Genomic DNA, 22,162 nt, shown 5'->3' on the forward strand with positions numbered 1-22,162 from the left:
AGCGGCCGGACTTACCTCCAGTCGGCGTGGTGGCTCACGGCGTTTCCGGGCCTCGCGATATTCGCCACCGTGCTGGCGGTCAACGCGCTGGGCGACTACATGCGCGACGCCCTCGACCCGAGGCTGCGGGACCGCGTGTAGCGGCGCGCTGATCCTCTCGGCGGCGCGCCCGAGGTGGGGTCTTGACAGGTGTCGGGGTCCTCGATGTCAGGCCCCGCCAGAACTTCTCCCGCGCACTCGCGGCGCTTGGGGTAGAGTCGGACGCGTGGAGGCTCGCAAGCAGCTGGTCACGCGCCCGTAGCTCAGTCGGATAGAGCGTCAGACTTCGAATCTGAAGGTCGGGGGTTCGATTCCCTCCGGGCGCGCCAAATCTCCCACACGTTGCAGCGCAGTGCCGTTCTCGCCCGTGACCGCCGGTGCCAATCACGGTGCCACAGTCGGCGCCCCTGCGTTTCCTCGCCGACATGAGTTGAGCTGTCGAAGGACTCCGTTCACGGCGAGCGCTTCGGACGTAAGGCGCGCGTCAGCTCTTCCTCGAGCGCGTCGACGGCCGGCGCCAGCGCGCCGGCGTCCTGACCGCGGACCGTCCACACCCCCAGCCGCAAGTCGTGTCCGCGAACACGCAGCACGCGCAGCTGCTGGCGCACCGGGCTACGGAGGACCCAGCGCTCGGGGACGAGTCCGAGTCCCGCGCCAAGCGCGACGAGCGAGAGTCGGAGCTCGGAGCCGACCGCCTCGATCGCGACCTTCAGCGGCGCCTCGACACCGGCGAGCAGCTGGCGCAGCGAGCCGCGCGATGCCTGGCCCTCGGAGCTCAGCACCCACGTCGCGCCTCCGAGGTCGGCCGGTGTCACCACTGACGGCAGCGGGCTCCGGCGTGAAGCGATCACGACGAGCCGCTCCCGGGCGATGAGTCGGCCGGAAACGCCGCGAGGCAATCCCTCCTCGATGCCGCGATGCACCACCGCCAGCTCGAGCCCGCCCTCACGCGCTTCCTGGACGAGGGCCGGGCTGGAACCCGAGCTGATGCGGACCTTCAGCCGTGGGAATGCGGCGCGAACGCGATCGAGCGGTTCGGCGATCCCCACGTCGAGCAAGCCCTGTGAGATCCCGACACGGCACTCGCCCATCACCGTGTCGCTCGCGGTCGGCCCCGGCTGCAGTCGTGCGGCGGCCTTGAGGACCTGCCGGCAGTGGTCGAGCGCGTCGCGCCCGGCGTGGGTCAGCCCCAGCGGCTTGGTCCGGCGGTCGAAGAGCGATCGGCCGAGCGCCTCCTCGAACCGCTGGAGCCGGCGCGTGACGGCGGGCTGGCTCAACCGCAGGTGCCGGGCGGCCCGGTTCACGGAGCCGCTCTCGGCGACGGCGACGAAGGCTTCGATCTCATCGAGGGTCATGCGACTTGTGCATTGTCTATCATGCATTCGATTAATTTGAAAGATAGGGTGCCGCGCGTGCACAGTGGCCCATGCTGCCCACGGCGCAGAACTGGCTGGACCCGCGGCCGCAGCCACGAGGCGTGGCGCTGGCGTCCCGGCCGTCCGGCAGTCCTCGTCGCCTGGTGTGCTTCGACAACGGCAAGCTGAGCCCGCCGTATCACCGCTGGATGCCGATCCTGCCGGAGCTGGTCGCGCAGCTCGAGCGCCTCGGCCACGTGACCGTCGAGTGCAGCGACCTCTTGAGCGAACCCGTCGCGGATCACGCCGCGCACGTCGCTCGATGGCAGCGAAGCGGGATCGACGGCGTCGTCTTCGCCCTCTGCGACGCCGGCGTGACATTGCCGACGGTGCAGCTGGCGGCGGCGGCCGAGGCTGGTGGCATCCCCACCGCGATCGTCTGCACCGAACAGGTCATCGAGGTCGCCGCGGTCTCGGCCGGGTTCCTCGCACCGGGCCTGCCGTTGCTGGTCATCACAGGGGGTCGCCTCGATGGTCCCGATCAGCTCGTCGCCGCCGTCGCGGAGCTCGGCTCGGCGCTGCGCGACGCGATCAGCCAACCAGCGGCCGAGCTCCAGGCCCGCTTTCGCCGGAGCTTTCCATTCGTCGCCGCGCTGGCGCGGCGACCGGCGTCGACGGCTGCGGAGCCGTTCGCGGCGGTGGCCGCGCGCGAGTTCCTCACCGACGGGCTTCCAGTCACCGAACCGACCCGGGACCGGGTGGACGCGCTGCTCGCCACCGGCGACCGCGACCCGGAAGACCGCCTGGTGATGTCGATGGCGCCGAGCGGTTCGCCGCTCACCGTTCGTCAGGCCGCGATCTGCGCCGCGATGGCGGGCTGCGGTCCCGAGTGCTTTCTGCTCGTCGTCGCGGCGCTCCGAGCGATGGCGGCGCCCGAGTATCGGCTATCGCTCGCCTCGATCACTACGTACCCGGGCGCCAACCTGCTCGTGTTCAGCGGTCCCGCGGCCCAGGCGGCCGGCGTCGCTCACGGACGCGGCTGCCTCGGGCCCGCTCATCGCGCGAACCTCGCGATCGGGCGGGCCGTCGCGCTCACGCTGATCACGGTCGGCCGCGCGATTCCCGGGCTGTCGACGCTCTGCCAGCTCGGCTCTCCCGGGCAGATCGCCTGCTGCTTCGCCGACGACCCTCACGGTCCGCTGCCGCCGCTCCACACCGAGCTGGTCTCGCCCGGGGATTCCATCGTGCTCGTGCAGAAGTGCGAGTCGCCGCACAACGTGCTCGACCATCTGTCCTCCACGCCCGAGCAGCTCTTGGCGACGGTGGCCGCCGTGGCCGCGACGGTTGGCGGCAACAACGCCTACGTGCCCAGCGACCTCATCGTCATCCTGAATCCGGAGCACGCCGAGATCGTCGCGCGGGCAGGGTGGCGGCGGCGTGATGTGCAGCAGTTCCTCTGGCAGGAGGCCCGCAACGAGCGCAGCCGGCTGCACGGACGAGGAGCCAAGCCCGAGTGGCCCGCGGAGTGGAGCGCGCTCGATCGTGTGCCCGTCGCGCCCAGCCCGGACCGCATCTGGGTCGTCGTGGCCGGAGCGCCCGGGCCGCATTCGATGGTGGCGAAACCATGGGGCTACGCGCAGGCCGTCTGGCAGCCCGTCCACCGCGCAGCCGTCGCCGATCGATGGCGCGGCGACACGTAACCACACCGACCGACCATGGGAGACCGTCCGATGAGAGTGCAGTCGCTGACCCGGCTACGGATCGTGTCCACGGCGCTCCTCGTCGCGATGGGCGTCGGCGTCCTCGCCGGCGCCGCGTCTCGTCCCGCATCGGCGCAGCCCGCCGGGGCTCCGGGTGCTGCGCCCGGCGTCCGAGGCATCAAGCCGGCGGCGATGACGCCGGTCAAGATCGCGATCGGCGGCGGGCTCAAGTCCGCGGCGTACTGGGACGTGATGGTGGCGGAGGCGCAGGGCTTCCTCGTGCAGAACAGGCTGCAGCCCGAGTTCATCGAAGTGGCGGGCGGCCCGGACACCGTCCAGGCCGTCGTCGCGGGCTCGGCGGACTTCGGTGGCGCGGCGACCGATTCCATCGTCCGGGGCATCAACAAGGGTGCGCCGATCGCGATGATCGCCGGGGGCGCCTATCCCGCGCTCGCCCTGGTCACGGCGCCGGCGATCGACACGTACGAGAAGCTGCGCGGAAAGCGGATCGCCGTGACCAGCGTCACGGCGGGCTCGACACTCCTCCTCGTCGAGTTGCTCCGCGCCCATGGTCTCGGCGAGAAGGACGTCGAGTTCGTCCTGTCCGGCGCCACGCCGCAGCGGCTGGCCGCCGTCACCTCCGGCGCCGTGCAAGGCACCGTGCTCTCGCCGCCGGAAGACCTCACCGCCCAGAAGGCGGGCTTCAGGATCCTCGGTTACGTCAACGAGGCGGCCCGCTTCGTGTTCATCAGCCACATGGTGAGCAAGCCCTTCGCGGCGAAGAACCGCCCGGCCGCCGTCGCCTACGCGAGGGCGATTCGCGATGCGAACCGCTTCCTGCTGGATCCCGCCAACAAGGCCGCGTCCGTCGCCGCGCTGAGGAAGTACACGAAGGCCTCGCCGGAGAACGCCGACGCCACGTACGACACCGTGATCGGCAAGCTGAAGGGCTTCGTCAAGGACGCGACGCCGACCGCGAAGGACCTCGAGGGGATGCTGAGGGTCGTCGAGCGTACCGACAAGATCAGCGGTCTCAAGACGGACACGTTCATCGACACGTCGTTCCTCAGGGACGCCGGGCAGCCGTGACGCCCGCCGTGTCCGTGGCCGAGCGGGATCGGACCCGTTCACGCGGCGTCGGACGGCGCCGCCCTCGGCCCGTGCCGTTCGGCCTCGGCGGCCTGGTGGGACTCGCCATCGCGTGGGAGATCACCGCGCGAGCGATCGACAAGGAGATCTTCCTCGTCTCGTTCTCTCGCGTGCTGGCCGATCTGGCGGCCTGGCTCACGTCGGGCGACATGACCGAGCATCTCGTGGCCAGTGGCACGGAGTTCGTGCTCGGGTTCGGCCTGTCGATCGTGCTCGGTCTCCTCGTCGGCGGGGCCATGGGTCTCAGCCGGACCGCGCAGCGGATACTTGGCCCGCTGGTATCCGGTCTCTACTCGACACCGCTGATCGCCCTGACCCCGCTGTTCGTGATCTGGCTGGGGTTCGGGCTGTCCGCAAAGGTCGCGCTCGTCATGCTCGTGTCGCTGTTCCCGATCATCATCAACACGGAGACGGGGATCCGGCAGGTCGACCCGGCATACCTGGATGCGGTGCGTGCGTTCGGCGCGTCGCCGCTCCAGCTCGTCGCGAAGGTGCGTGTCCCGGCGGCGCTCCCGTTCCTCTTCGCCGGGATGCGGATCTCCGTCGCCCGCGCGACGACCGGGATCTTCGTCGCCGAGCTCTTCGGCGCCCGCGCCGGAATCGGCTACTCGATCATCAACGCCGCGGCGTCGTTCAACACGGCGCGGCTGCTCTCGGGCATCGTCATCCTCGCGGGGTTCGGCGTCGTCATGTCCTGGCTCATCGGCGTTCTCGGTGACCGGGCGGCGCCGTGGCGCGTCACGGAGGAGCGGGAGTCGCGATGAGCCCAGGGCAGCGAGTGAGCGGCGAGGCCGGCCGGATCGCCTGCGAGGGCGTGACGAAGGTCTACGAGCACCTGTCCGAGCCGCTCGTCGTCCTGGACGGCGTCTCGTTCGCGATCGAACCGGGCGAATTCGTGTCGCTCGTCGGTCCGAGCGGATGCGGCAAGTCGACGTTGCTTCGCATCATCCACGGGTTGACGCGGGCCACGTCCGGCCGGGTGACGGTGAACGGCGCGGACTCTCCGAGGCCTGCGCAGGATCGCGGCTTCGTGTTCCAGGGCGATTCACTGCTGCCGTGGCGGACGGTGGGGGCCAATGTCCGGATCGGGCTCGAGGTGCGGCGTGCGCCCCGCGCCGAGGTGCGGGCGGAAGTCGAGCGCCTCCTCGCCGTCGTCGGGCTCACGCGCTTCCGGCACCGCTATCCGCACCAGCTGTCCGGCGGCATGCGCCAGCGGGCGAACCTGGTGAGAGCGCTGGCCGTCGATCCTCCGGTGCTGCTCATGGACGAGCCGTTCGGCGCGCTGGACGCGCAGACCCGCGAGCTCATGCAGACCGAGCTCTTGAGGATCTGGGAGGCCCGGAAGAAGACGGTGCTCTTCGTCACACATTCCATCGAAGAGGCGGTCCTGCTGTCGGATCGCGTGCTCCTGATGACGGGGCGGCCCGGCCGCATCCGCGCCCAGTTCCGCGTCGACGTGCCGCGTCCGCGCGATCCCGAGGTCCGCCGCACCGCCTCGTTCGCCGAGCTGTGCCGGGGGATCTGGGAACAGCTCCGCGACGACGCGCTGGCTGCGTTCGAGGAGGAGACGAGGCTCGCAACGTGAAACACAAGGACGCCTTCGATCCCGTCACGCTCGAGATCCTGTGGAGCCGGCTCCTCGCCATCGTCGACGAGTCGGCGCTGGCGCTCCAGCGCACCTCCTTCTCGACCACGGTGCGCGAGTCGAACGACTTCGCCGCGGTGCTGCTGGCTCCGGATGGCACGACGCTCGCCGAGAACTCGCTCGGCGCGCCCTCCTTCGCCGGCGTGATGACGCTGGTGATGCGCCACTTCCTCGATCGCTACCCCGCGGAGACCTGGCGCCCGGGCGACGTCGCGCTCACGAACGATCCGTGGTTCAGCACGGGCCACCTGCCCGACACGACGACGATCACGCCGATCTTCCATCGTGGCCGGCTTGTCGCGTTCACCGGCAACACGTCCCACAAGGCCGACATCGGCGGGGTCGGCTACGCGGCCGACGCCGCGGAGGTGTTCGAGGAAGGCCTGCGGATCCCGATCTGCAAGGTGCAGCGCGGGGGCGAGCTGAACGAGGACGTCATGGAGTTCATCCGCGCGAACGTGCGTGTCCCGGACTCGGTCCTCGGCGATCTCCATGCGCAGATCGCGGCCGGGCACGTGTGCGGCGAGCGGGTCGTCGAGTTCCTCGAGGAGCAGGACGTGCCCGACCTCGCGGCGCTCGGCGATGCGATCCAGGGGCGCGCCGAGAGCGCGATGCGCCAGGCGATCGCCGAGGTGCCCGACGGCGAGTACCGCTTCGAGATGGAGATCGACGGTTTCGAGCGGCCGACGCGCATCGTCGTCACCGTGCGCGTGCGCGGCGACGAGCTCGAGGCCGACTTCACCGGGACATCGGCACAGTCGCGCCGCGGCATCAACGCCGTCTTCAACTACACGTACGCCTTCAGCTGCTACACGGTGAAGTGCGTGCTCGACCCGTTCACGCGCAAGACGGGCGGATCGTATCGGCCGATGCGGATCATCGCGCCCGAGGGCTCGATCCTGAACGCGCGGCGACCCGCCGCGGTGAACGCGCGTTCGATGACCGGGCACTGCGTGTCGTCCGCGCTGCTCGGCGCGCTGAGCCAGGCGCTGCCCGACCGCGTCATCGCCGACTCCGGCTCGTGCCCCGGGCTCCGCGTCGCGTGCTACGGCGTCGATCGCCACGGCAGCCGGTTCGCGCAGATCCTGTTCCCGAACGGCGGCATGGGCGCGCGCCCGCACGTCGACGGACTGTCCTGCACCGGGTTCCCGACCAACGCGGGCTGCGCGGCCGTCGAGGTCATGGAGGGCGTGGCCCCGCTCGTGTTCTGGGAGCGCGAGCTACTGCCGGACAGCGGCGGGCCCGGCCGCCAGCGCGGCGGCCTCGGCCAGCGCGTCGTGGTCGAGGTCGTGTCGAGGGAGCCCGTCGCGCTGTCGACGCAGTTCGACCGCATCGATCACCCGGCATGGGGACTGTTCGGCGGACTGCCAGGAGGAGCGGCGCGGCTCGTGATGAACGGCTCAGAGCGGGTGCCGGCGAAGGGACGCGTGATCGCGCGTCCGGGCGACCGCCTGACGATTCACTACGCTGGCGGCGGAGGATACGGTCCGCCAACCGAGCGCGCGCGGGCGCTGGTGGCGCGGGATCTGCGCGACGAGCTGATCTCCGCCGAGGCAGCGCGAGCGATCTACGGATACGACGGAGGCCCGCGATGACGGCGCCGCGCATCGGCATCGACGTCGGCGGCACGTTCACCGACTTCGTCCTGCTCGACGAGGCGCGCGGCACCGTCCATCTCGGGAAGTGCCTCACGACGCCCGCGGATCCCAGCGAGGGCGTGCTGGCGGGTCTCGCGGAGTTGCTCGACTCGTCGGGACGCCCGCTGGACGCCGTCGCCGCGGTGATCCACGGGACGACGCTGGTGACGAACACGATCATCGAGCGGAAGGGGGTGAACGTCGGACTCGTCACGACCGAGGGGTTCCGCGACAGCCTCGAGATCGGCCGTGAGTTCCGCTATGACATCTACGACCTCACGATCGAGCGTCCCGAGCCGCTCGTCCCGCGCTTTCTCCGCCGAGGGCTGCCCGGCCGCATCTCGGCCACCGGCGAGGAGCTCCGGCCGCTCGCGCTCGACGGGCTGCCGGCCATCGTCGATCTCTTCCGCGCCGAGGGCGTCACGTCGGTCGCGGTGTCGCTGATCCACTCCTACGCGAACCCGGTCCACGAGCGCGCCGTCGCCGAGGCGCTGGGCCGGCTGTTCCCCGAGGCGGCCGTGACGCTCTCGGTGGATCTCGTGCCGGAGATCCGCGAGTACGAGCGCACGTCGACGGCGGTCGCGAACGCGTACGTGCTGCCGATCGTCGCGCGCTACCTCGGGCGGCTCGAGGCATCGCTCCGCCAGCGCGGGCTGGCCGGACCGTTCCACCTGATGCAGTCGAACGGCTCGCTCGTCAGCGCCCCCGCCGCCGCCGCGATGCCGATCCGGCTCCTCGAGTCCGGACCGGCGGGCGGCGCGATGGCGGCGCGGTTCTACGGTCAGCTCTCGGGCCACCCGAACCTCATCGCGTTCGACATGGGCGGCACGACGGCCAAGATGTGCCTGATCGACGACGGCGAGGTGGCCGTCGTCCACGAGTTCGAGGCGGCTCGCGTGCACCGGTTCAAGAAGGGCTCGGGCTTCACCGTGAAGGCGCCGGTCATCGAGATGATCGAGATCGGCGCCGGCGGCGGCTCGATCGCGCGTGTCGACCGCATGGGGCTGCTCAAGGTCGGGCCCGAGAGCGCCGGCGCCGATCCGGGACCGGCGTGCTACGGGCGCGGGGGCACCGATCCCACCGTGACCGACGCGGATCTCGTGCTCGGCCACCTGAACGCGGGCTTCTTCCTCGGCGGCCGCATGAAGCTCGACCGCGACCGCGGCGCGGCCGCCGTGGAGAAAGGCGTCGCGGCCGCGCTCGGCGGCGACGTCGCCCAGGCCGCTGCGGGCATCCAGGAGGTCGTGAACGCGAACATGGCGACCGCCACGCGTCTGCACGTCGCCGAACGCGGGCGCGACTTGCGGAAGTACGAGCTCATCGCGTTCGGCGGCGCCGGTCCCGTGCACGCCTACCGGCTCGCGCAGCTGCTGCGCCTGCGCCGCGTGATCTTCCCGCTCGGCGCCGGTACCACGTCGGCGCTCGGGTTCCTCGTCGCGCCGATGGCCGTCGATCAGGTGCGGAGCTACGTCGGCCGGCTCGACGCGCTCGACTGGGCGCACGTCGCCGCGCTCTACGACGAGATGGAAGCGCGCGGGCGAGAGGCCCTCCACGAGCTCGGCGTCGCGGCCGAGCACGTCACGATCGATCGCAGCGCCGAGATGCGATACGTCGGCCAGGGCTTCGAGATCCCGATGCCGCTGCCGGGAGGGCCGCTCGGGCCCGAGCGCCTCGCGGAGATCCGCTCGGCGTTCCTCGACGCCTACCGGCGGTTCTTCGGCCGCGCGCTCGAGGAGAACCCGGTGGAGGCGATCACGTGGCGCGCGACCATCAGCGGCCCGCGCCCGTCGCTGAGGCCGGAGTTCGCCGACACGGCCGGCGCCGACCGGAGTCCCGTCAAGGGACGGCGCCCCATGTACTTCGCCGATCAGCGCGGCTTCCTCGACGCGACGGTCTACGACCGCTACGCGCTCGCGCCCGGCGCCGCGGTCCATGGTCCCGCCGCGCTCGAGGAGCGTGAGTCGACGGTCGTCATCGGGCCCGGCGCCGTCGGCCGCATCGATCCGTACTGCAACCTGGTGGTGGAGCTGCCATGAGCGTCGAGCCGGCCGCGAGGGAGATGCGCTGCTTCGGCGCGTCGGGCCAGCTCGGGTACGGCATCCCCCGCGCCGCGTATCTGCGCGGGCTCGAGCAGGGCCCGGCGTACGTCGGCTGCGACATGGGCTCGACGGATCCCGGGCCCTACTTCCTAGGCGCGGGCGAGCCGGCCACCGGGTACGCGTCGCGCCGCGCCGATCTCGAGCTCGTGCTGACGACGGCGCGCGAGCGTCGGCTCCCCCTCCTGATCGGCTCCGCGGGGACGGCCGGCGGCGAGCCGCATCTTGCGGACACGGTCGACATCGTGCGGACGATTGCCGCCGAGCATGGTCTCCGGTTCCGCATGGCGGTGATCCACTCGGAGATCGACCGCGACTTCGTCCTCGACCGGCTGCGCAAGGGACGCATCGGACCGTGCGGCCGCGTGCCCGCGCTCACGGAGCAGGACGTCGAGCAGAGCGTTCGCATCGTCGGGCAGATGGGCGTCGAGCCGTTCATCAAGGCCCTCGACGCGGGCGCGGACGTCATCGTCGCCGGCCGGTCGTGCGACACGAGCATCTTCGCGGCGATGCCGATCCGAAGCGGATTCGATCCGGGTCTCGCCATGCACCAGGCGAAGCTGATCGAGTGCGCGTCGGCCTGCGCCGACCCCGGCGGTCGCGACGCCGCGATCGCGTATCTGCGCGACGACCACTTCCTGATCGAGTCGCAGAACCCGGCGCGCCGCTGCACGCCGGTGTCGGTGGCCGCGCACAGCCTCTACGAGCAGCCGGACCCCTACCGCGTGTACGAGCCGGGCGGCATGCTGGACCTCCGCGAGTGCCGGTATGAAACCGTCGACGAGCGGATCACCCGGGTCAGCGGCAGCCGCTGGGTGCCCGCGCCGGAGTACACGATCAAGCTCGAAGGCGTGGCACACGTCGGGTACCGGGCGTTCGCGATGGGAGGCACGTGCGATCCGATCTTCATCGAGCACCTGGACGAGACCGCAGCCGCGGTGCGGGGGATCGTCGCCGGCGTGTTCCCGAAGCTCGCGGAGGGGCGCGAGTACCGGCTGCGGTTCCGGACCTACGGCCGGAACGGCGTGATGGGGGAGATCGACCCCGAGCCCGCCGGGCGCCCGCACGAGGCGTTCGTGATCATGGACGTGGTGGCCGAGTCGGCGGACCTCGCGCACTCGGTCTGCGGCGTCGCGAAGCAGTACTTCCTGCACTACTTCTACGACGGCATCGTCGCCACCGCGGGCAACATCGCGATCCCGTTCGGGCCGGACGTGATCCCGGGCGGCGCCGTGTACCGGTTCAACGTCTATCACCTCGTCACCGTGGACGACCCGTGCGAGCTCTTCCCGATGGAACTGGTCGACGTCACCGGGGGCCCCGAAATGGCCCCCCATCCCCCCCAACGCTCGGCGGCGCCCCGGGGAACCCGCGGCGCCCCTCGGGGACCCGAGAGGAGACGGTCGCATGCGTAAGCGTGTGGTGCGCGGTGCCGGCGGCATCCTGGTTGCCCTGCTCGTCGTGCTGGCCGTGGTGACGCCGCTCGTGGCGCAGGAGCGGCGCACGCCGCCGCCCGGCGAGCCGAAGGTGAAGGCCCAGCGCTGGCAGATGGGGACGGCGCCGGTGGGCGGCACGTTCTACACGCTCGGCGCGGCGATCTCGAAGCTCGCCAACGCGAAGGTGTCCGGTCTGCAGATCGTGGCGCAGGTGAGCCCCGGGTCGAGCGCGGAGAACTTCGAGCTCCTGATGGCGCGGCAGATCGAGCTCGGAATGTCGGACAACTTCCTCGCGATGACGAAGACGGGCAAACCGTGGAAGAACGTGCGACTGGCGTTCAGCCAGCACGCGAACACGGTCCACTTCGTGGTGCGCAAGGAGTCAGCGATCACGTCGCCGGCCGACTATCGCGGCAAGCGGGTCGCGGTCGGTAACCCGAACTCCGGCATGAACAACACCAACGAGAAGATCCTGGAGGCGGGCTGGGGCATCGCGTTCAAGGACATGGCGACGCGGCAGATCCACGTCGCCCCCGGCCTCCAGGGCATCAAGGACGGTCAGCTCGATGCCGTCAACATCCCGACCGGCGTCCCGGTCGCGAGCATCCTCGAGCTCGCCCGCACGACGCCGCTCCGGTTCCTGTCGTTGACGCCGGACGACATCCGGCGGATCCGGCAGAAATACCCCGAGTACAACAGCCTCACGATCCCGAAGGGCGCGTATCCTGGGCAGGATGCGGACGTCCACACCATCGGGACCGTCTCCTTCATGCTGACGCACGATCAGGTCGACGCCGACGCGATCTACTGGCTGACGCGGACCGTGTTCGAGAACCTGGCCGAGCTCAAGCAGGCGCACCCCGCGGCGAAGGAGTTCTCGGCCGAGAACGTGATCCGCTTCTCGGAGCCGTACGTCCAGGCGGGGATCGCCTTCCACCCGGGCGCGGCCCGATACTTCAAGGAGGTCGGACTCCTCAAGTAGGAGCCCGGACTGCATGATCGACGCCCTCGAGCGAGGCGGTGGCCGGCTCCTCTCCGTGGTCGCGGTGGCCATGTCGCTCTTCCACCTCGCCACGGTCGACTACCGGTTCGTGGGCTTCGAGACCAAGTACATCCTGCACGTCGCCTTCGCGATCGTGCTGATCGGCTGGAGCCGGGGCTTCGTTCTCAGGCCGGGCCCGGACCGCGTCCGGATCGACGCGCTGCTCGCCGGCGTGGTCGTGCTCGTCGCCACCGCCTACGCGCTGCGCTTCTTCTACGAGGCGGCAGAGAACCCGGTGAGGCGCCCCCCGCACGAGCTGCTGCTCAGCGTCCTCCTCATCCTGCTGCTCCTGGCGCTTTGCCAGCGCCTCGACGGGTGGGCGCTCGTGATCGTGATCGCGACGTTCTTCCTCTACGCGCTGTTCTCCGACTACGTGCCGGGCCCGTTCGGCCAGCGCGCGCTGCCGTGGCAACGGCTCGCGAGCCGGCTCTACCTGACCCAGGAAGGCATCTACGGTTCCATCACGGCGGTCTCCGCCACGTTCGTGTTCATCTTCATCCTCTTCGGTGCGTTCCTCGAGCAGTCCGGCGGCGGCGAGTACTACTCTCGCGTGGCGCAGGCGATCTTCGGCACCGCACGCGGCGGGGCGGCCAAGGTCGCGGTCGCCGCCAGCGCGTGCTTCGCGATGCTCTCCGGCAGCGCGCTCGCGAATGCCGCCTCCACCGGCCAGATCACGATTCCGATGATGCGGCGCGCCGGGTACCGGCGGGAGTTCGCGGGCGCGGTCGAGGCAGTGGCCAGCATCGGCGGCGAGGTCACCCCGCCCGTGATGGCCGGCTCCGTGTTCGTGATGATCGCGCTCCTCGGCATCACGTACGGCACGGTGGCGAGGGCGGCGGCGCTGATCTCGGTGCTGTTCTACGTCAGCGTGTTCCTCTCCGTTCACGCGGAGGCGTGCAAGCAGGGGCTCCGCGGCATGCCGCGCGAGGAGGTGCCCCCGCTCTGGCCGACGCTCAAGGAAGGGTGGTACTACTTCCTGCCCCTCGTGCTCGTGCTCGGGCTCCTCATCGGATGGGACTATCCGGCGGAGCGCGCCGGACTGCTCGGCGTGCTGTCGATCCCCGTGGTGCTCCTCCCGACGAGGCACCGCATGACGTTCCGGCGGATGATCGCGGCGCTGCGCGGCGGCGCCATGCTCGGCGCCTCGATCGGCGTGCTGATCATCGCCGCCCAGATGATCGCATCACTGATCAACTTCACGGGACTGGGCCTCACGTTCTCCGAGCGCCTCATCGGCCTCGCCGGCGAGGAGCTCGTGCCACTGGTGATCCTGTGCTTCCTGGCGACCCAGATCCTCGGGCTGCCGCTGCCCGCGGTGACGACCTACATCATCCTGGCTGCGATGGTCGCGCCCGCGATGGTGAAAGCGGGCGCCAACCCGCTCGCCGCGCACATGTTCATCCTCTACGGCGCGATGACGGCGGTGATCACGCCGCCGGTCGCGCCCGCCGCGATGCTGACCGCCGGCATCGCGGAGGCGAACTACCTCAAGACCTCGTGGGAAGCGATGCGACTCGCCGTGTCGAAATTCATCTTGCCGTTCATGTTCGTGTTCAATCCGGCCTTGCTGCTCGACGGCGATCTGCGCGACATCGTCTGGGCCACGTTCCGGGCCGCCATCGTCGTCGTCGCCTCCGTGGTCGCGGTGCAGGGCTGGGGGCTCCGGGCGGCGACGTGGCTCGAGCGCGTGCTGTTCGGCGTCGGCTGCGTCTTGCTGATCTCGCCGGCGGTGCTCGTCGACATGGCGGGCCTCGGCGTGATCGGCCTGGCGACGGCGCTGCACGCGATGCGGTCGGAGCCCGTGTCTGCCCGGGTCACGGGGTGAGCCCTGGGGGCACGGTCGAACGGGCCCACGGTGATCGAGACGGTCAGCGAGGGAATCATGGGTGATGAGCTGCGACGGGGTGTTCCGACGGTGATCACGGGCGTGGTGGGCGACGACATCCACGTCATCGGCATCCGCGTCCTCGAGCACGCGCTCCGCAACGCCGGCTTCACGGTCGTCTCGCTTGGCGCGCAGGTCGCGCCCGAGGAGTTCATCCAGGCGGCGGTCGAGACGGCGGCAGGCGCGATCCTGGTGTCGTCGCTCTCGGGTCACGCCGAGCTGTTCCTCCGCGACTTCCGCGCGAAGTGCGACGAGGCCGGCCTCGACGGGATCAAGCTCTACGTCGGCGGTTTCCTCGGCGTCGGGCGACAGAAGTGGGACGAGGTCGAGGCGAAGTACCGCGGCTTCGGCTTCGACCGTGTGTACGCGCCGGGGACGCCGCCCGAGCGGGCGATTGCGGATCTCCGGGCGGAGCCCGGCGCGCCGGCGGTCGCGGGCCCGGGGGGCCCCCGGTGAGCTCGCAGGGCGAAGCGGGCCGACGCCGCGCGAGGCCCTCGGCCTGGAGGAGACTCCAGTGAGCCCGCGTGCGGTCGGGGGGCCGCCGAGCAACGTGCGGAACGCCCGGTGGACCGACGAGGAGTTCCAGGCCGTGCGCGCCCAGGTGCTGGCGATGTGGCCCACGGGCCGCGAGGTCGATCTCGACGAGGCCGTGGGCTTTCATCGCTCGCTCAAACCCGGCCAGAACCACGCCCGACGGCTGGCCGAGGCGCGGCGCACGGGCCGGACGCTGATCCAGCCGCTCGCCGGCGTCGCCACGGTCGGCGGCCAGATCGCGCTCACGCGGTGCCTTCAGGACGAGGGTGGCGCCGACGTCGTGCCGACGCAGGTCGACAGCCTCACGCGGACGCTGCGGTTCGCCGAGGCGGAGACGAAGATCACGGAGAGCGAGCACGCGGGCCGGTCGCTCTTGAACGGATTCCCGATCGTCAACCACGGGGTCGCGAAGGCGCGGCGCGTGGTGGAGCAGCTCCGCGTGCCGGTCGAGCTCAGGGCCGGGGCGCCCGACCTGCGCCTCGTGGCCGAGATGGCCTTCGCCTCCGGCCACTCCGGCTTCACGGTCGGCCCCATCTACTACACCTTCCACTACTCGAGCGGTGTCGAGCTCGCCGACTCGATCCGCTACTGGCAGTACCTCTTCCGGCTCGCCGGCATCTACCAGGAGCGCGGCGTGCCGATCTCGCTCAACGTGCACGGCGCCCACAACTCGGCGCACTTCCCGCACAGCCTGCTGAACGCGGCGGTCGTGCTCGAGACGCTGCTCGCCGCCGAGCAAGGCGTGCGCAACGTCCACATCGACACGCGCTGCATGGGGAACCTGGTGCAGGACGTCGCGGCGGCGCGGATCGCGGCCGGCGTGGTGACGGACTACTGCCGCCGGTCGGGCTATCCCGACGTGAGCGTGTACACCGTCAACAAGACGTGGTCCGGTGCGTTTCCGCAGGACGAGCCGAAGGCCTACGCGCTGCTCGCGTTCAACTCGACGATCGGCGCGCTCGCCGGCGCCGACGAGCTGATCATCAAGTCCGTCGAGGAGGCGGTCGGGGTGCCGGCGAAGGAGAAGAACGCGGCGTCGATTCGCTCCGTGCGCCACACGGTCGACATGGTGAAGGCGCAGCGCGTGCCGCTCGACGAGCGGGCGCTCGCGCGCGAGGCGGAGATGGTCGAGGCCGAGACGCGCGCCGTGGTCGACCGGGTGCTCGAGGTCGGCGGCGGCGACCCGGCCGTCGGCATCGTCCGCGCGGTCAAGGCCGGGTACCTCGACGTGCCGTTCGCGGCCAGCCGTCACTGTGCGGGCAAGGTGCTGGTCGTCCGCGATGCCGACGGCGCCGTTCGCTTCCTCGACCCCGGCGACCTGCCGATCCCGAAGGACGTGCTCGCGTACCACCGCGAGAAGATCGCCGAGCGCGAGGCCGTGCTCGGGCGTCCCGTCGGGTACCAGGAGGTCGTGGAGGACGTGCTCTTCCTCAGCACCGGCGTGCTCGCGGGCAGCGCGGCGCGGGCGGCCAGGACGTAGGGCCGGGATGGCGACGCTCAGGGAGATCGCGAAGGTCATCCGCACCAAGAACGCCGGGCCCTTCTACCTGACCGCCGACGTGATGTTCGACGACGAGGCGCTCTACCGGCGGGTGCTGGCGTCGAACGTGTTCGATCGCGCGGCGATGGCCGCGCTCTACCGGAGACCGCCCGACGACGTGACGGTCATCGCGCACGACGCGTCGCGCTCGATCAAGATCACGCTCGTGCGGCGGGTTCCGGCGGGCGACCCGGACGACACCGACATCTACGGAGCACAGCAGCACCTGCCGCTGCTGAACCTGCACATCCCGGACGTGTGACCGTGCCCGCGGTCTTCCTGATCGACTTCGGCAGCACGTTCACGAAGATCGTCGCGGTGGATCCCGCAGCACCGCGCGTGCTCGCGCGCGTCCAGGCGCCGTCCACCGTCGACACCGACGTGCGGGTCGGGCTCGACGCAGCGCTCGGTGAGCTGCGTACCGCGCTCGGCACGCCGGCCGTGGCGGCCGGACGATTCATGGCGTCGAGCAGCGCGGCCGGCGGCCTTCGGCTCGCCGCCCTCGGGCTCGTGCCCGAGCTCACCGCGGAGGCGGCTCGGCGCGCGGCGCTCGGCGCCGGGGCGCGGGTGCTGCGCGTCTTCGCGCATCGCCTCAACTCCCGCGAGGCGGCGGCGCTCGAGGCGCTCGCACCCGAGATCGTGCTGCTGGCCGGCGGCACCGACGGGGGCAACAGCGAGGTCGTGCGTCACAACGCGGCCGCGCTCGCCCGGACCTCGCTGACGTGCCCGATCGTCTACGCCGGCAACAAGGACGCGACCGACGAGGTGGAGGCGCTCCTGCGCGCCGGCGGCAAGGACGTCGTCGTCACCGAGAACGTGCTGCCCGAGATCGGCCGGCTGAACGTCGAGCCCGTGCGCGACGCGGTGCGTGAGCTGTTCATGCGCCGGATCGTGGAGGCGAAGGGCATGCATCGCGTGCGCCCGATGGTCGGCGACGTGCTCATGCCGACGCCCATGGCCGTGCTCCTGGCGGCGGTGCTGCTCGCGCACGGCGTTCCTGGCGAGGCCGGCGTCGGCGACGTCGTGGTCGTCGACGTGGGCGGCGCGACCACCGACGTGCACTCCGCGGCGTCGGGGACGCCGAGCGATCCGACGTGGGTGGTGCGCGGGCTGCCGGAGCCGTTCGCGAAGCGCACGGTCGAGGGGGACCTGGGACTTCGCGTGAACGCGGGCTCCGTGCTCGAGGCGGCGGGAGGGGAGCGGCTCGCGTCGCTCGCGAGCCTTCCGGCGGCGCGCGTGACGACGATGGTGGCGCAGCTCGCGCGCGAGACCGAGCGCGTCCCGACGACGCGCGACGAGCACGCGCTCGACGAGGCGCTCGCCCGCACCGCGGTCTCGATCGCGGTGGGACGCCACGCGGGGACCGTCGAGACCGTGTACGGCATCGCGGCGACGCCGGTCCAGGTCGTGCGGGGCAAGGACCTCACTCGTGTGGGCGTGGTCGTCGGGACCGGCGGCATCTTCGCCCACGGCGCGGCGCCGCGCCGCGTCCTCGAGGGCGCGCTGGTCGACGCGACGAGCCCGTTCTCGCTGCGCCCGCGCGATGCGCGGCTGCTGGTCGATCGCTCGTACCTGCTCTACGCGATGGGACTGCTGGCCGGCGACGACCCGCGGGCGGCACTTCGTCTCATGAAGCGACATCTCGTCGACGCCTGATCTCGGGCCTCGAGGAGCGCTTCCCCTGAGGTGTAGTATCGGTCTCAGCGGGCCCGGATCTCGGGGAGGAAGCGGAATGTCGACTCGACACGAGGAGGCGACCATGGAGATCCCTCGAAGGGACGTCCTCAAGGGCGCGGCGGCCGGAGCTGTGGTGGCCGTGGTGGGGCAGGCCGTTGCCCAGCCGGCCACCGGGGCCGCCATCGAGCCCAATGATCGCGTGTTCATCTGCAATGAAGACTCGAACACTCTGGCAGTCATCGATCCGCGGTCCAACCGAGTGGAGACCACCGTCAACCTCACGAGCTTCGACGAGGACCCGCGTCCGCCATTTCGGTTCGTGACGGGCGGGGTCATGCCGACCCATGCCGCCATGATCGCCAAGCCGCTCTATCACGGAGCCATCCTCATTCACGGGGCGGTTCCGTCGCCGGACGGGCGCTACGTCGTCTCGACCGGGCGGGGAAGCAGCAACGTGTACATCACGGACACGACGGCCAAGCGCGTGATCGGCAGCACACCCAACCCCCAGGCCGGGCCCACCACGAACGCCGAGCGACTCACCACGGGTATCCTCGTGGGGCGCGAGCCCCACGAGCCGACCTTCACGCGCAACGGCAAGGAGATCTGGGTCACGGTCAGAGGCGAGGATCGGATCGCAGTCATCGATGCGGAGACGGCGTTCAGGGCGAGCGGGGGTGGCGAGTCCACGGCGCTGCGGAGCTATGTCTCGACCCTCAACGGGCCTGCCCAGGTCTGGTTCTCCGCGGACGGCCGTCTCGCCTTCGTGGCGAGCCAGAAGATGTCGCAGGTGGAGATCATCAGCGTGGACTATGACGCCGAGGGGCGCTCGCGGCCGACGAGCAAGGTGGTGGTGGACATCCGCGCCCAGGATCCGGTCGGGTTCACGCCCTTCCTCAAGCTGTCCCCCGACGGCACAGAGATGTGGCTGTCCCACAAGCTGGCGGACCGCGTCTCCGCCCTCGGCACGCGCGACCCCGGCCGGTCAGTCGATGTGGTGTCCCTCGGACCACAGGCCCGGCCCAACCACGTGGAGTTCGTCGAGAATGCCCGCGGTCGAGTCGTCTACGTGAGCCTGGCGCGCATCGACGACGGAGGACCCGGCGGGGTCGCTTCGAGCCAGATCGCCATCATCGATCGCGCTGCCCCGGCGGGGCGGCGGCAGGTGGCGGGGACGTTCTTCACACGGGGCCGCGAGGCCCACGGTCTCTGGACCAACCCGTCTCACACCCTGCTCTACGTCGCCCACGAGCAGGACGAGTTGCCGGGGACGCCCGCCGCCGGGCAGACGGTGGCGAGCGCTTTTGACGTCTCGAATCCGCTCGCGCCCGTCTTCCTGGCGCAGATCCCTCTGGGATCACTGAGTCTTCCCTCCGGCCAGCTCCGGAACAAGAAGAGCATCAATCTGGTCTACGTGCGGCCCGGCAGCCGGAGCCAGAGCGCCTGATGGCGGACCGGGCGCGGGAATTCTCTGGGGCCATGCACGCGGCGATGCAGGGCATGATGGCCGCCATGCATGGCGCGGCCCTGAGCGGCGATCCGGACCGGGACTTCCTGGCAATGATGATCCCGCACCACGCGGGGGCGGTCGAGATGGCGCGGGTCGTGCTCGTACACGGTCGCGATCCCCTGGTTCGGCAGCTCGCCGAGGAGATCATCGCGAACCAGCAGGCGGAGATCAGCGCGATGAACGGCCGCCTCGCGGTGCTCCGCCGCGGTCGCGATCTCGACCCGGGCGGGTTCCCGGCGATCGGCGGAACTCGAGGCCCGGTGGATCGGACGGGACCTTGAGGCTCGGCGGGCCGGGGAACCGGGGGCGCGTGGGCGCCATGGAGGCGGTATCCTCCGGAGCGCCCCGCCGGCTGGCCCCCTAGGCCTCGGCCCCGGGCTCGGCGAAGACCCGGCTGGCCGTGAGGAGCGCCTCGCGGATCAGCGGCACCCCCACGTAGCCGGACATGTGCAGGAGCGCCTCCGTCAGCTCCTCCGCGGTCCATCCCTGGCGGAGGGCCATGCGCAGGTGGATGGCCAGCTCCGCGTCGCGGCCCGTCGCCGCATCGGACACCACGCAGACGAGGGTGCGCGTCTTGAGGTCCAGCCCGGGGCGCGTCCAGAGCGCGCCGAACAGCGTCTCGGTGGCCACGTCGATGAACTTCCGCATCACGGGGTCGCTGTAGGTGGTGCGGTTCGCCCGCTCGACATAGGCGTCACCCAGCAGCTGCCGCCGTACCTCGCTGCCCTTCCGGTACATCTCGCTCTGAGCCATGCCTGCCTCCTCGGGGTCCCCCGCGTGTGTGGGATAGTGAGTGGGCCGAGCTTAGCACGAGGTGGGGGCGTGACCGTCCCCGCGGGGCCGTTCCGCGTTGCCCGCATTCGGCACTCCTGCTAACATTCCTGCGCGTGAGCCCCCCCTTCAGGAAGGTCCTCGTCGCCAACCGGGGTGAGATCGCGGTCCGCGTCATCCGGGCCTGCCGCGAGATGGGGATGGCGACGGTGGCCGTCCACTCGGCGGCCGACCGCGAGTCGCTCCACGTCATGATGGCCGACGAGTCGGTGTATCTGGGCCCGCCCGCGCCGGCCGAGAGCTACCTCGCCATCGACAAGATCCTCGCGGCGGCCCGCGCCACGGGCGCCGAGGCCGTCCATCCCGGCTATGGCTTCCTGGCCGAGAACGCGGCCTTCGCCGAGGCCTGCGCCGGGGCGGGACTCGCTTTCGTCGGGCCGCCGGCCGCGGCCATGCGCGCCATGGGGGACAAGATGGCGGCGCGCCGCACCGCCATCGCGATGAAGGTCCCGGTCGTGCCCGGCACCGAGGATCCCGTGGCCGACGACGGCGAGGCGACGCGCGTGGCCGCCGACGTGGGCTACCCCGTGATGATCAAGGCCGCCCTGGGCGGGGGCGGCAAGGGGATGCGGCTCGTGCGGAGCCCGGCCGAGCTGGCGGCGGCGCTGCGGGCGGCGCGCTCCGAGGCAGGCGCGGCCTTCGGGGACGCCTCCGTCTACATCGAGCGCTTCGTCGAGGAGCCGCGCCACATCGAGATCCAGGTCCTGGCCGACAGCCACGGCAATGTGGTCCACCTGGGCGAGCGCGAGTGCTCCATCCAGCGCCGGCACCAGAAGCTCGTCGAGGAGAGCCCGTCGCCCCTCGTCACGCCGGAGATGCGCCGCCGGATGGGCGAGGCCGCCTGCCGCCTGGCGGCGGCCGTCAGCTACGTGAACGCGGGGACGGTGGAGTTCCTCGTGGACCGCGACCGGCACTTCTACTTCCTCGAGATGAACACGCGGCTGCAGGTCGAGCACCCCGTCACCGAGCTCGTCACGGGGCGCGACCTCGTGAAGGAGCAGCTCCGGATCGCCGCGGGGGAGAAGCTCGGCTTCGCCCAGGACGACGTGACCTCGAGCGGCTGGGCCATCGAGTGCCGCATCAACGCCGAGGACCCGTACGCGAACTTCATCCCGGCGCCGGGCCGCATCACGAGCCTCCGCACCCCGGGCGGCCCGTGGGTGCGCGACGACTCGGGCGTCTATGCCGGCTGCACCGTCTCCCGCTTCTACGACACGCTCCTGGCCAAGCTCGTCGTCTGGGGGGCGGATCGAGAGGCTGCCATCGCCCGGATGACGCGGGCGCTGGCGGAGTACCACGTGGCCGGGGTCCGCACGACCATCCCCGTCCTGCAGCACATCATGCGCCACCCGGACTTCGTGGCGGGGCGCCTGTCGACGTCCTTCATGGAGCGGCTCATGGCCGCGGAGCGCGCGGAGGCGGGCGGCCGGCGACGCACCGCCGCGCTCATCGCTGCGGCCCTCACCGCCTACGAGCAGGCGGGGAAGCGCGCACCCCTGCCTCCCGCGGCGGGCCCGAGCCCGTGGACGCAGGCCGGCCGTCCATCCCGGAGAGCCCTGTGATCTCCGCCCCGCGGCCATGAAGTTCGAGGCGCAGCTCGACGGGGCGACCGTGCCCGTGGAGGTGACGGGGCAGGACGGCCTGTTCCAGGTCGCCGTGGAGGGCCGGGTGCTGGAGGTGGACGCGCGCCCCGCCGCCGAGGGCATCTGGTCGCTCCTGATCGGTGGCGAGTCGGTGGTGGCGGACGTGAGCGAGGAGGACGGCGTCTTCGTGGTCCAGGTGGACGGCGAGACGTACCGGATCCGGGTGGAGGAGGAGACCCGCTACATCATCCGCACCCGTGGCGCCGCCGCCCCTCAGGGCGGCCAGACTCTCAAGGCCCCGATGCCGGGTCGGGTCACCCACATCGAGGTGGAAGTGGGACGGGCGGTCGAGCCCGGCGACAGCTTGATCATCCTCGAAGCCATGAAGATGGAGAACGAGTTCGACGCGACGGTGCGGGGCACGGTCCGCGAGATCCGCGTGCAGGTGGGGCAGGCCGTGAACCAGGGCGACATCCTGGTGATCGTCGAGTAACGCCGTGGCG

At 71.1% G+C, this 22,162-nt stretch carries 20 protein-coding genes and 1 tRNA gene; 19 read left to right on the forward strand and 2 right to left on the reverse strand.

Translation table 11 applies throughout. From position 1 onward, the window contains the following. Window positions 1–141 (forward strand): ABC transporter permease (locus tag HYV93_11590; protein MBI2526617.1); only part of this gene is annotated, 141 nt, incomplete at its 5' end. Between the two features lie 150 nt (window positions 142–291). After that, window positions 292–368 (forward strand) — tRNA-Arg (locus tag HYV93_11595). A gap of 123 nt (window positions 369–491) precedes the next feature. Here HYV93_11595 and HYV93_11600 read toward each other — a convergent pair. Next, window positions 492–1,394 (reverse strand): LysR family transcriptional regulator, encoded by a 903-nt coding sequence (locus HYV93_11600; protein MBI2526618.1) that lies wholly within the window; start codon window positions 1,392–1,394, stop codon window positions 492–494. Between the two features lie 71 nt (window positions 1,395–1,465). On the opposite strand from HYV93_11600, the gene HYV93_11605 reads away from it, so the two are divergent. The 15 genes from HYV93_11605 (at window position 1,466) to HYV93_11675 (ending at window position 19,526) form a co-directional block, all read left to right on the forward strand. Next, entirely contained in the window at window positions 1,466–3,094 is a 1,629-nt protein-coding gene (locus HYV93_11605; GenBank protein ID MBI2526619.1) for a hypothetical protein, read from the forward strand. Window positions 3,095–3,124: 30 nt separating this feature from the next. Further along, a complete protein-coding gene (locus tag HYV93_11610) occupies window positions 3,125–4,183 on the forward strand; it encodes an ABC transporter substrate-binding protein (protein ID MBI2526620.1) in 1,059 nt (352 codons plus the stop codon). Between the two features lie 71 nt (window positions 4,184–4,254). Next, window positions 4,255–5,007: an ABC transporter permease gene (locus HYV93_11615; GenBank protein ID MBI2526621.1), complete on the forward strand. Its 753-nt coding sequence runs from the start codon at window positions 4,255–4,257 to the stop codon at window positions 5,005–5,007. Then, on the forward strand, window positions 5,004–5,828 hold the full coding sequence (locus HYV93_11620) for an ABC transporter ATP-binding protein (protein ID MBI2526622.1): 825 nt from the start codon (window positions 5,004–5,006) through the stop codon (window positions 5,826–5,828). The genes HYV93_11615 and HYV93_11620 overlap by 4 nt, the downstream gene beginning before the upstream one ends. After that, window positions 5,825–7,483 carry a hydantoinase B/oxoprolinase family protein gene (locus HYV93_11625; GenBank protein MBI2526623.1) on the forward strand — a complete coding sequence of 553 codons (1,659 nt, stop codon included), beginning with the start codon at window positions 5,825–5,827 and terminating at the stop codon, window positions 7,481–7,483. The genes HYV93_11620 and HYV93_11625 overlap by 4 nt, the downstream gene beginning before the upstream one ends. Then, the gene (locus HYV93_11630) at window positions 7,480–9,561 is read left to right on the forward strand and encodes a hydantoinase/oxoprolinase family protein (protein ID MBI2526624.1); all 2,082 of its coding nucleotides are present in this window, start codon (window positions 7,480–7,482) and stop codon (window positions 9,559–9,561) included. Before HYV93_11625 ends, HYV93_11630 begins: the two co-directional genes overlap by 4 nt. Continuing rightward, window positions 9,558–11,036: an acyclic terpene utilization AtuA family protein gene (locus HYV93_11635; GenBank protein ID MBI2526625.1), complete on the forward strand. Its 1,479-nt coding sequence runs from the start codon at window positions 9,558–9,560 to the stop codon at window positions 11,034–11,036. The genes HYV93_11630 and HYV93_11635 overlap by 4 nt, the downstream gene beginning before the upstream one ends. Continuing rightward, entirely contained in the window at window positions 11,029–12,039 is a 1,011-nt protein-coding gene (locus HYV93_11640; GenBank protein ID MBI2526626.1) for a TAXI family TRAP transporter solute-binding subunit, read from the forward strand. The genes HYV93_11635 and HYV93_11640 overlap by 8 nt, the downstream gene beginning before the upstream one ends. Window positions 12,040–12,052: 13 nt before the next feature. Next, a complete protein-coding gene (locus HYV93_11645) occupies window positions 12,053–13,924 on the forward strand; it encodes a TRAP transporter fused permease subunit (protein ID MBI2526627.1) in 1,872 nt (623 codons plus the stop codon). A gap of 57 nt (window positions 13,925–13,981) precedes the next feature. Then, window positions 13,982–14,440 (forward strand): methylaspartate mutase subunit S, encoded by a 459-nt coding sequence (locus tag HYV93_11650; protein ID MBI2526628.1) that lies wholly within the window; start codon window positions 13,982–13,984, stop codon window positions 14,438–14,440. A gap of 58 nt (window positions 14,441–14,498) precedes the next feature. Continuing rightward, window positions 14,499–15,998: a methylaspartate mutase subunit E gene (locus tag HYV93_11655; GenBank protein ID MBI2526629.1), complete on the forward strand. Its 1,500-nt coding sequence runs from the start codon at window positions 14,499–14,501 to the stop codon at window positions 15,996–15,998. A 7-nt stretch (window positions 15,999–16,005) separates the two neighbouring features. Next, window positions 16,006–16,320 (forward strand): DUF4387 domain-containing protein, encoded by a 315-nt coding sequence (locus HYV93_11660; GenBank protein MBI2526630.1) that lies wholly within the window; start codon window positions 16,006–16,008, stop codon window positions 16,318–16,320. A gap of 2 nt (window positions 16,321–16,322) precedes the next feature. Further along, window positions 16,323–17,714 carry a glutamate mutase L gene (locus HYV93_11665; protein ID MBI2526631.1) on the forward strand — a complete coding sequence of 464 codons (1,392 nt, stop codon included), beginning with the start codon at window positions 16,323–16,325 and terminating at the stop codon, window positions 17,712–17,714. Window positions 17,715–17,817: 103 nt separating this feature from the next. Next, on the forward strand, window positions 17,818–19,182 hold the full coding sequence (locus HYV93_11670; protein MBI2526632.1) for a YncE family protein: 1,365 nt from the start codon (window positions 17,818–17,820) through the stop codon (window positions 19,180–19,182). Next, window positions 19,182–19,526, forward strand: a complete 345-nt coding sequence (locus HYV93_11675; protein MBI2526633.1) for a DUF305 domain-containing protein — start codon at window positions 19,182–19,184, stop codon at window positions 19,524–19,526. The genes HYV93_11670 and HYV93_11675 overlap by 1 nt, the downstream gene beginning before the upstream one ends. Window positions 19,527–19,605: 79 nt before the next feature. Here HYV93_11675 and HYV93_11680 read toward each other — a convergent pair whose 3' ends face one another. After that, window positions 19,606–19,998: a carboxymuconolactone decarboxylase family protein gene (locus HYV93_11680; GenBank protein MBI2526634.1), complete on the reverse strand. Its 393-nt coding sequence runs from the start codon at window positions 19,996–19,998 to the stop codon at window positions 19,606–19,608. A gap of 134 nt (window positions 19,999–20,132) precedes the next feature. On the opposite strand from HYV93_11680, the gene accC reads away from it, so the two are divergent. Next, window positions 20,133–21,638: an acetyl-CoA carboxylase biotin carboxylase subunit gene (gene accC, locus HYV93_11685; protein MBI2526635.1), complete on the forward strand. Its 1,506-nt coding sequence runs from the start codon at window positions 20,133–20,135 to the stop codon at window positions 21,636–21,638. 16 nt (window positions 21,639–21,654) lie between these two features. Continuing rightward, window positions 21,655–22,152, forward strand: coding sequence for a hypothetical protein (locus tag HYV93_11690; GenBank protein MBI2526636.1), 498 nt, complete (start codon window positions 21,655–21,657; stop codon window positions 22,150–22,152). The last annotated feature ends 10 nt before the right edge of the window (window positions 22,153–22,162 follow it).

It is taken from the genome of Candidatus Rokuibacteriota bacterium (genome assembly GCA_016188005.1).
Lineage (GTDB): Bacteria > Methylomirabilota > Methylomirabilia > Rokubacteriales > CSP1-6 > UBA12499.

Excerpts from the sequence above, each read along its gene's own strand:
- HYV93_11600 (MBI2526618.1), bottom strand. The coding sequence starts at position 1,394 with ATGACCCTCGATGAGATCGAAGCCTTCGTCGCCGTCGCCGAGAGCGGC.
- HYV93_11605 (MBI2526619.1), top strand. The coding sequence starts at position 1,466 with ATGCTGCCCACGGCGCAGAACTGGCTGGACCCGCGGCCGCAGCCACGA.
- HYV93_11610 (MBI2526620.1), top strand. The coding sequence starts at position 3,125 with ATGAGAGTGCAGTCGCTGACCCGGCTACGGATCGTGTCCACGGCGCTC.
- HYV93_11620 (MBI2526622.1), top strand. The coding sequence starts at position 5,004 with ATGAGCCCAGGGCAGCGAGTGAGCGGCGAGGCCGGCCGGATCGCCTGC.
- HYV93_11630 (MBI2526624.1), top strand. The coding sequence starts at position 7,480 with ATGACGGCGCCGCGCATCGGCATCGACGTCGGCGGCACGTTCACCGAC.
- HYV93_11635 (MBI2526625.1), top strand. The coding sequence starts at position 9,558 with ATGAGCGTCGAGCCGGCCGCGAGGGAGATGCGCTGCTTCGGCGCGTCG.
- HYV93_11640 (MBI2526626.1), top strand. The coding sequence starts at position 11,029 with ATGCGTAAGCGTGTGGTGCGCGGTGCCGGCGGCATCCTGGTTGCCCTG.
- HYV93_11645 (MBI2526627.1), top strand. The coding sequence starts at position 12,053 with ATGATCGACGCCCTCGAGCGAGGCGGTGGCCGGCTCCTCTCCGTGGTC.
- HYV93_11650 (MBI2526628.1), top strand. The coding sequence starts at position 13,982 with ATGGGTGATGAGCTGCGACGGGGTGTTCCGACGGTGATCACGGGCGTG.
- HYV93_11660 (MBI2526630.1), top strand. The coding sequence starts at position 16,006 with ATGGCGACGCTCAGGGAGATCGCGAAGGTCATCCGCACCAAGAACGCC.
- HYV93_11670 (MBI2526632.1), top strand. The coding sequence starts at position 17,818 with ATGGAGATCCCTCGAAGGGACGTCCTCAAGGGCGCGGCGGCCGGAGCT.
- HYV93_11675 (MBI2526633.1), top strand. The coding sequence starts at position 19,182 with ATGGCGGACCGGGCGCGGGAATTCTCTGGGGCCATGCACGCGGCGATG.
- HYV93_11680 (MBI2526634.1), bottom strand. The coding sequence starts at position 19,998 with ATGGCTCAGAGCGAGATGTACCGGAAGGGCAGCGAGGTACGGCGGCAG.
- HYV93_11690 (MBI2526636.1), top strand. The coding sequence starts at position 21,655 with ATGAAGTTCGAGGCGCAGCTCGACGGGGCGACCGTGCCCGTGGAGGTG.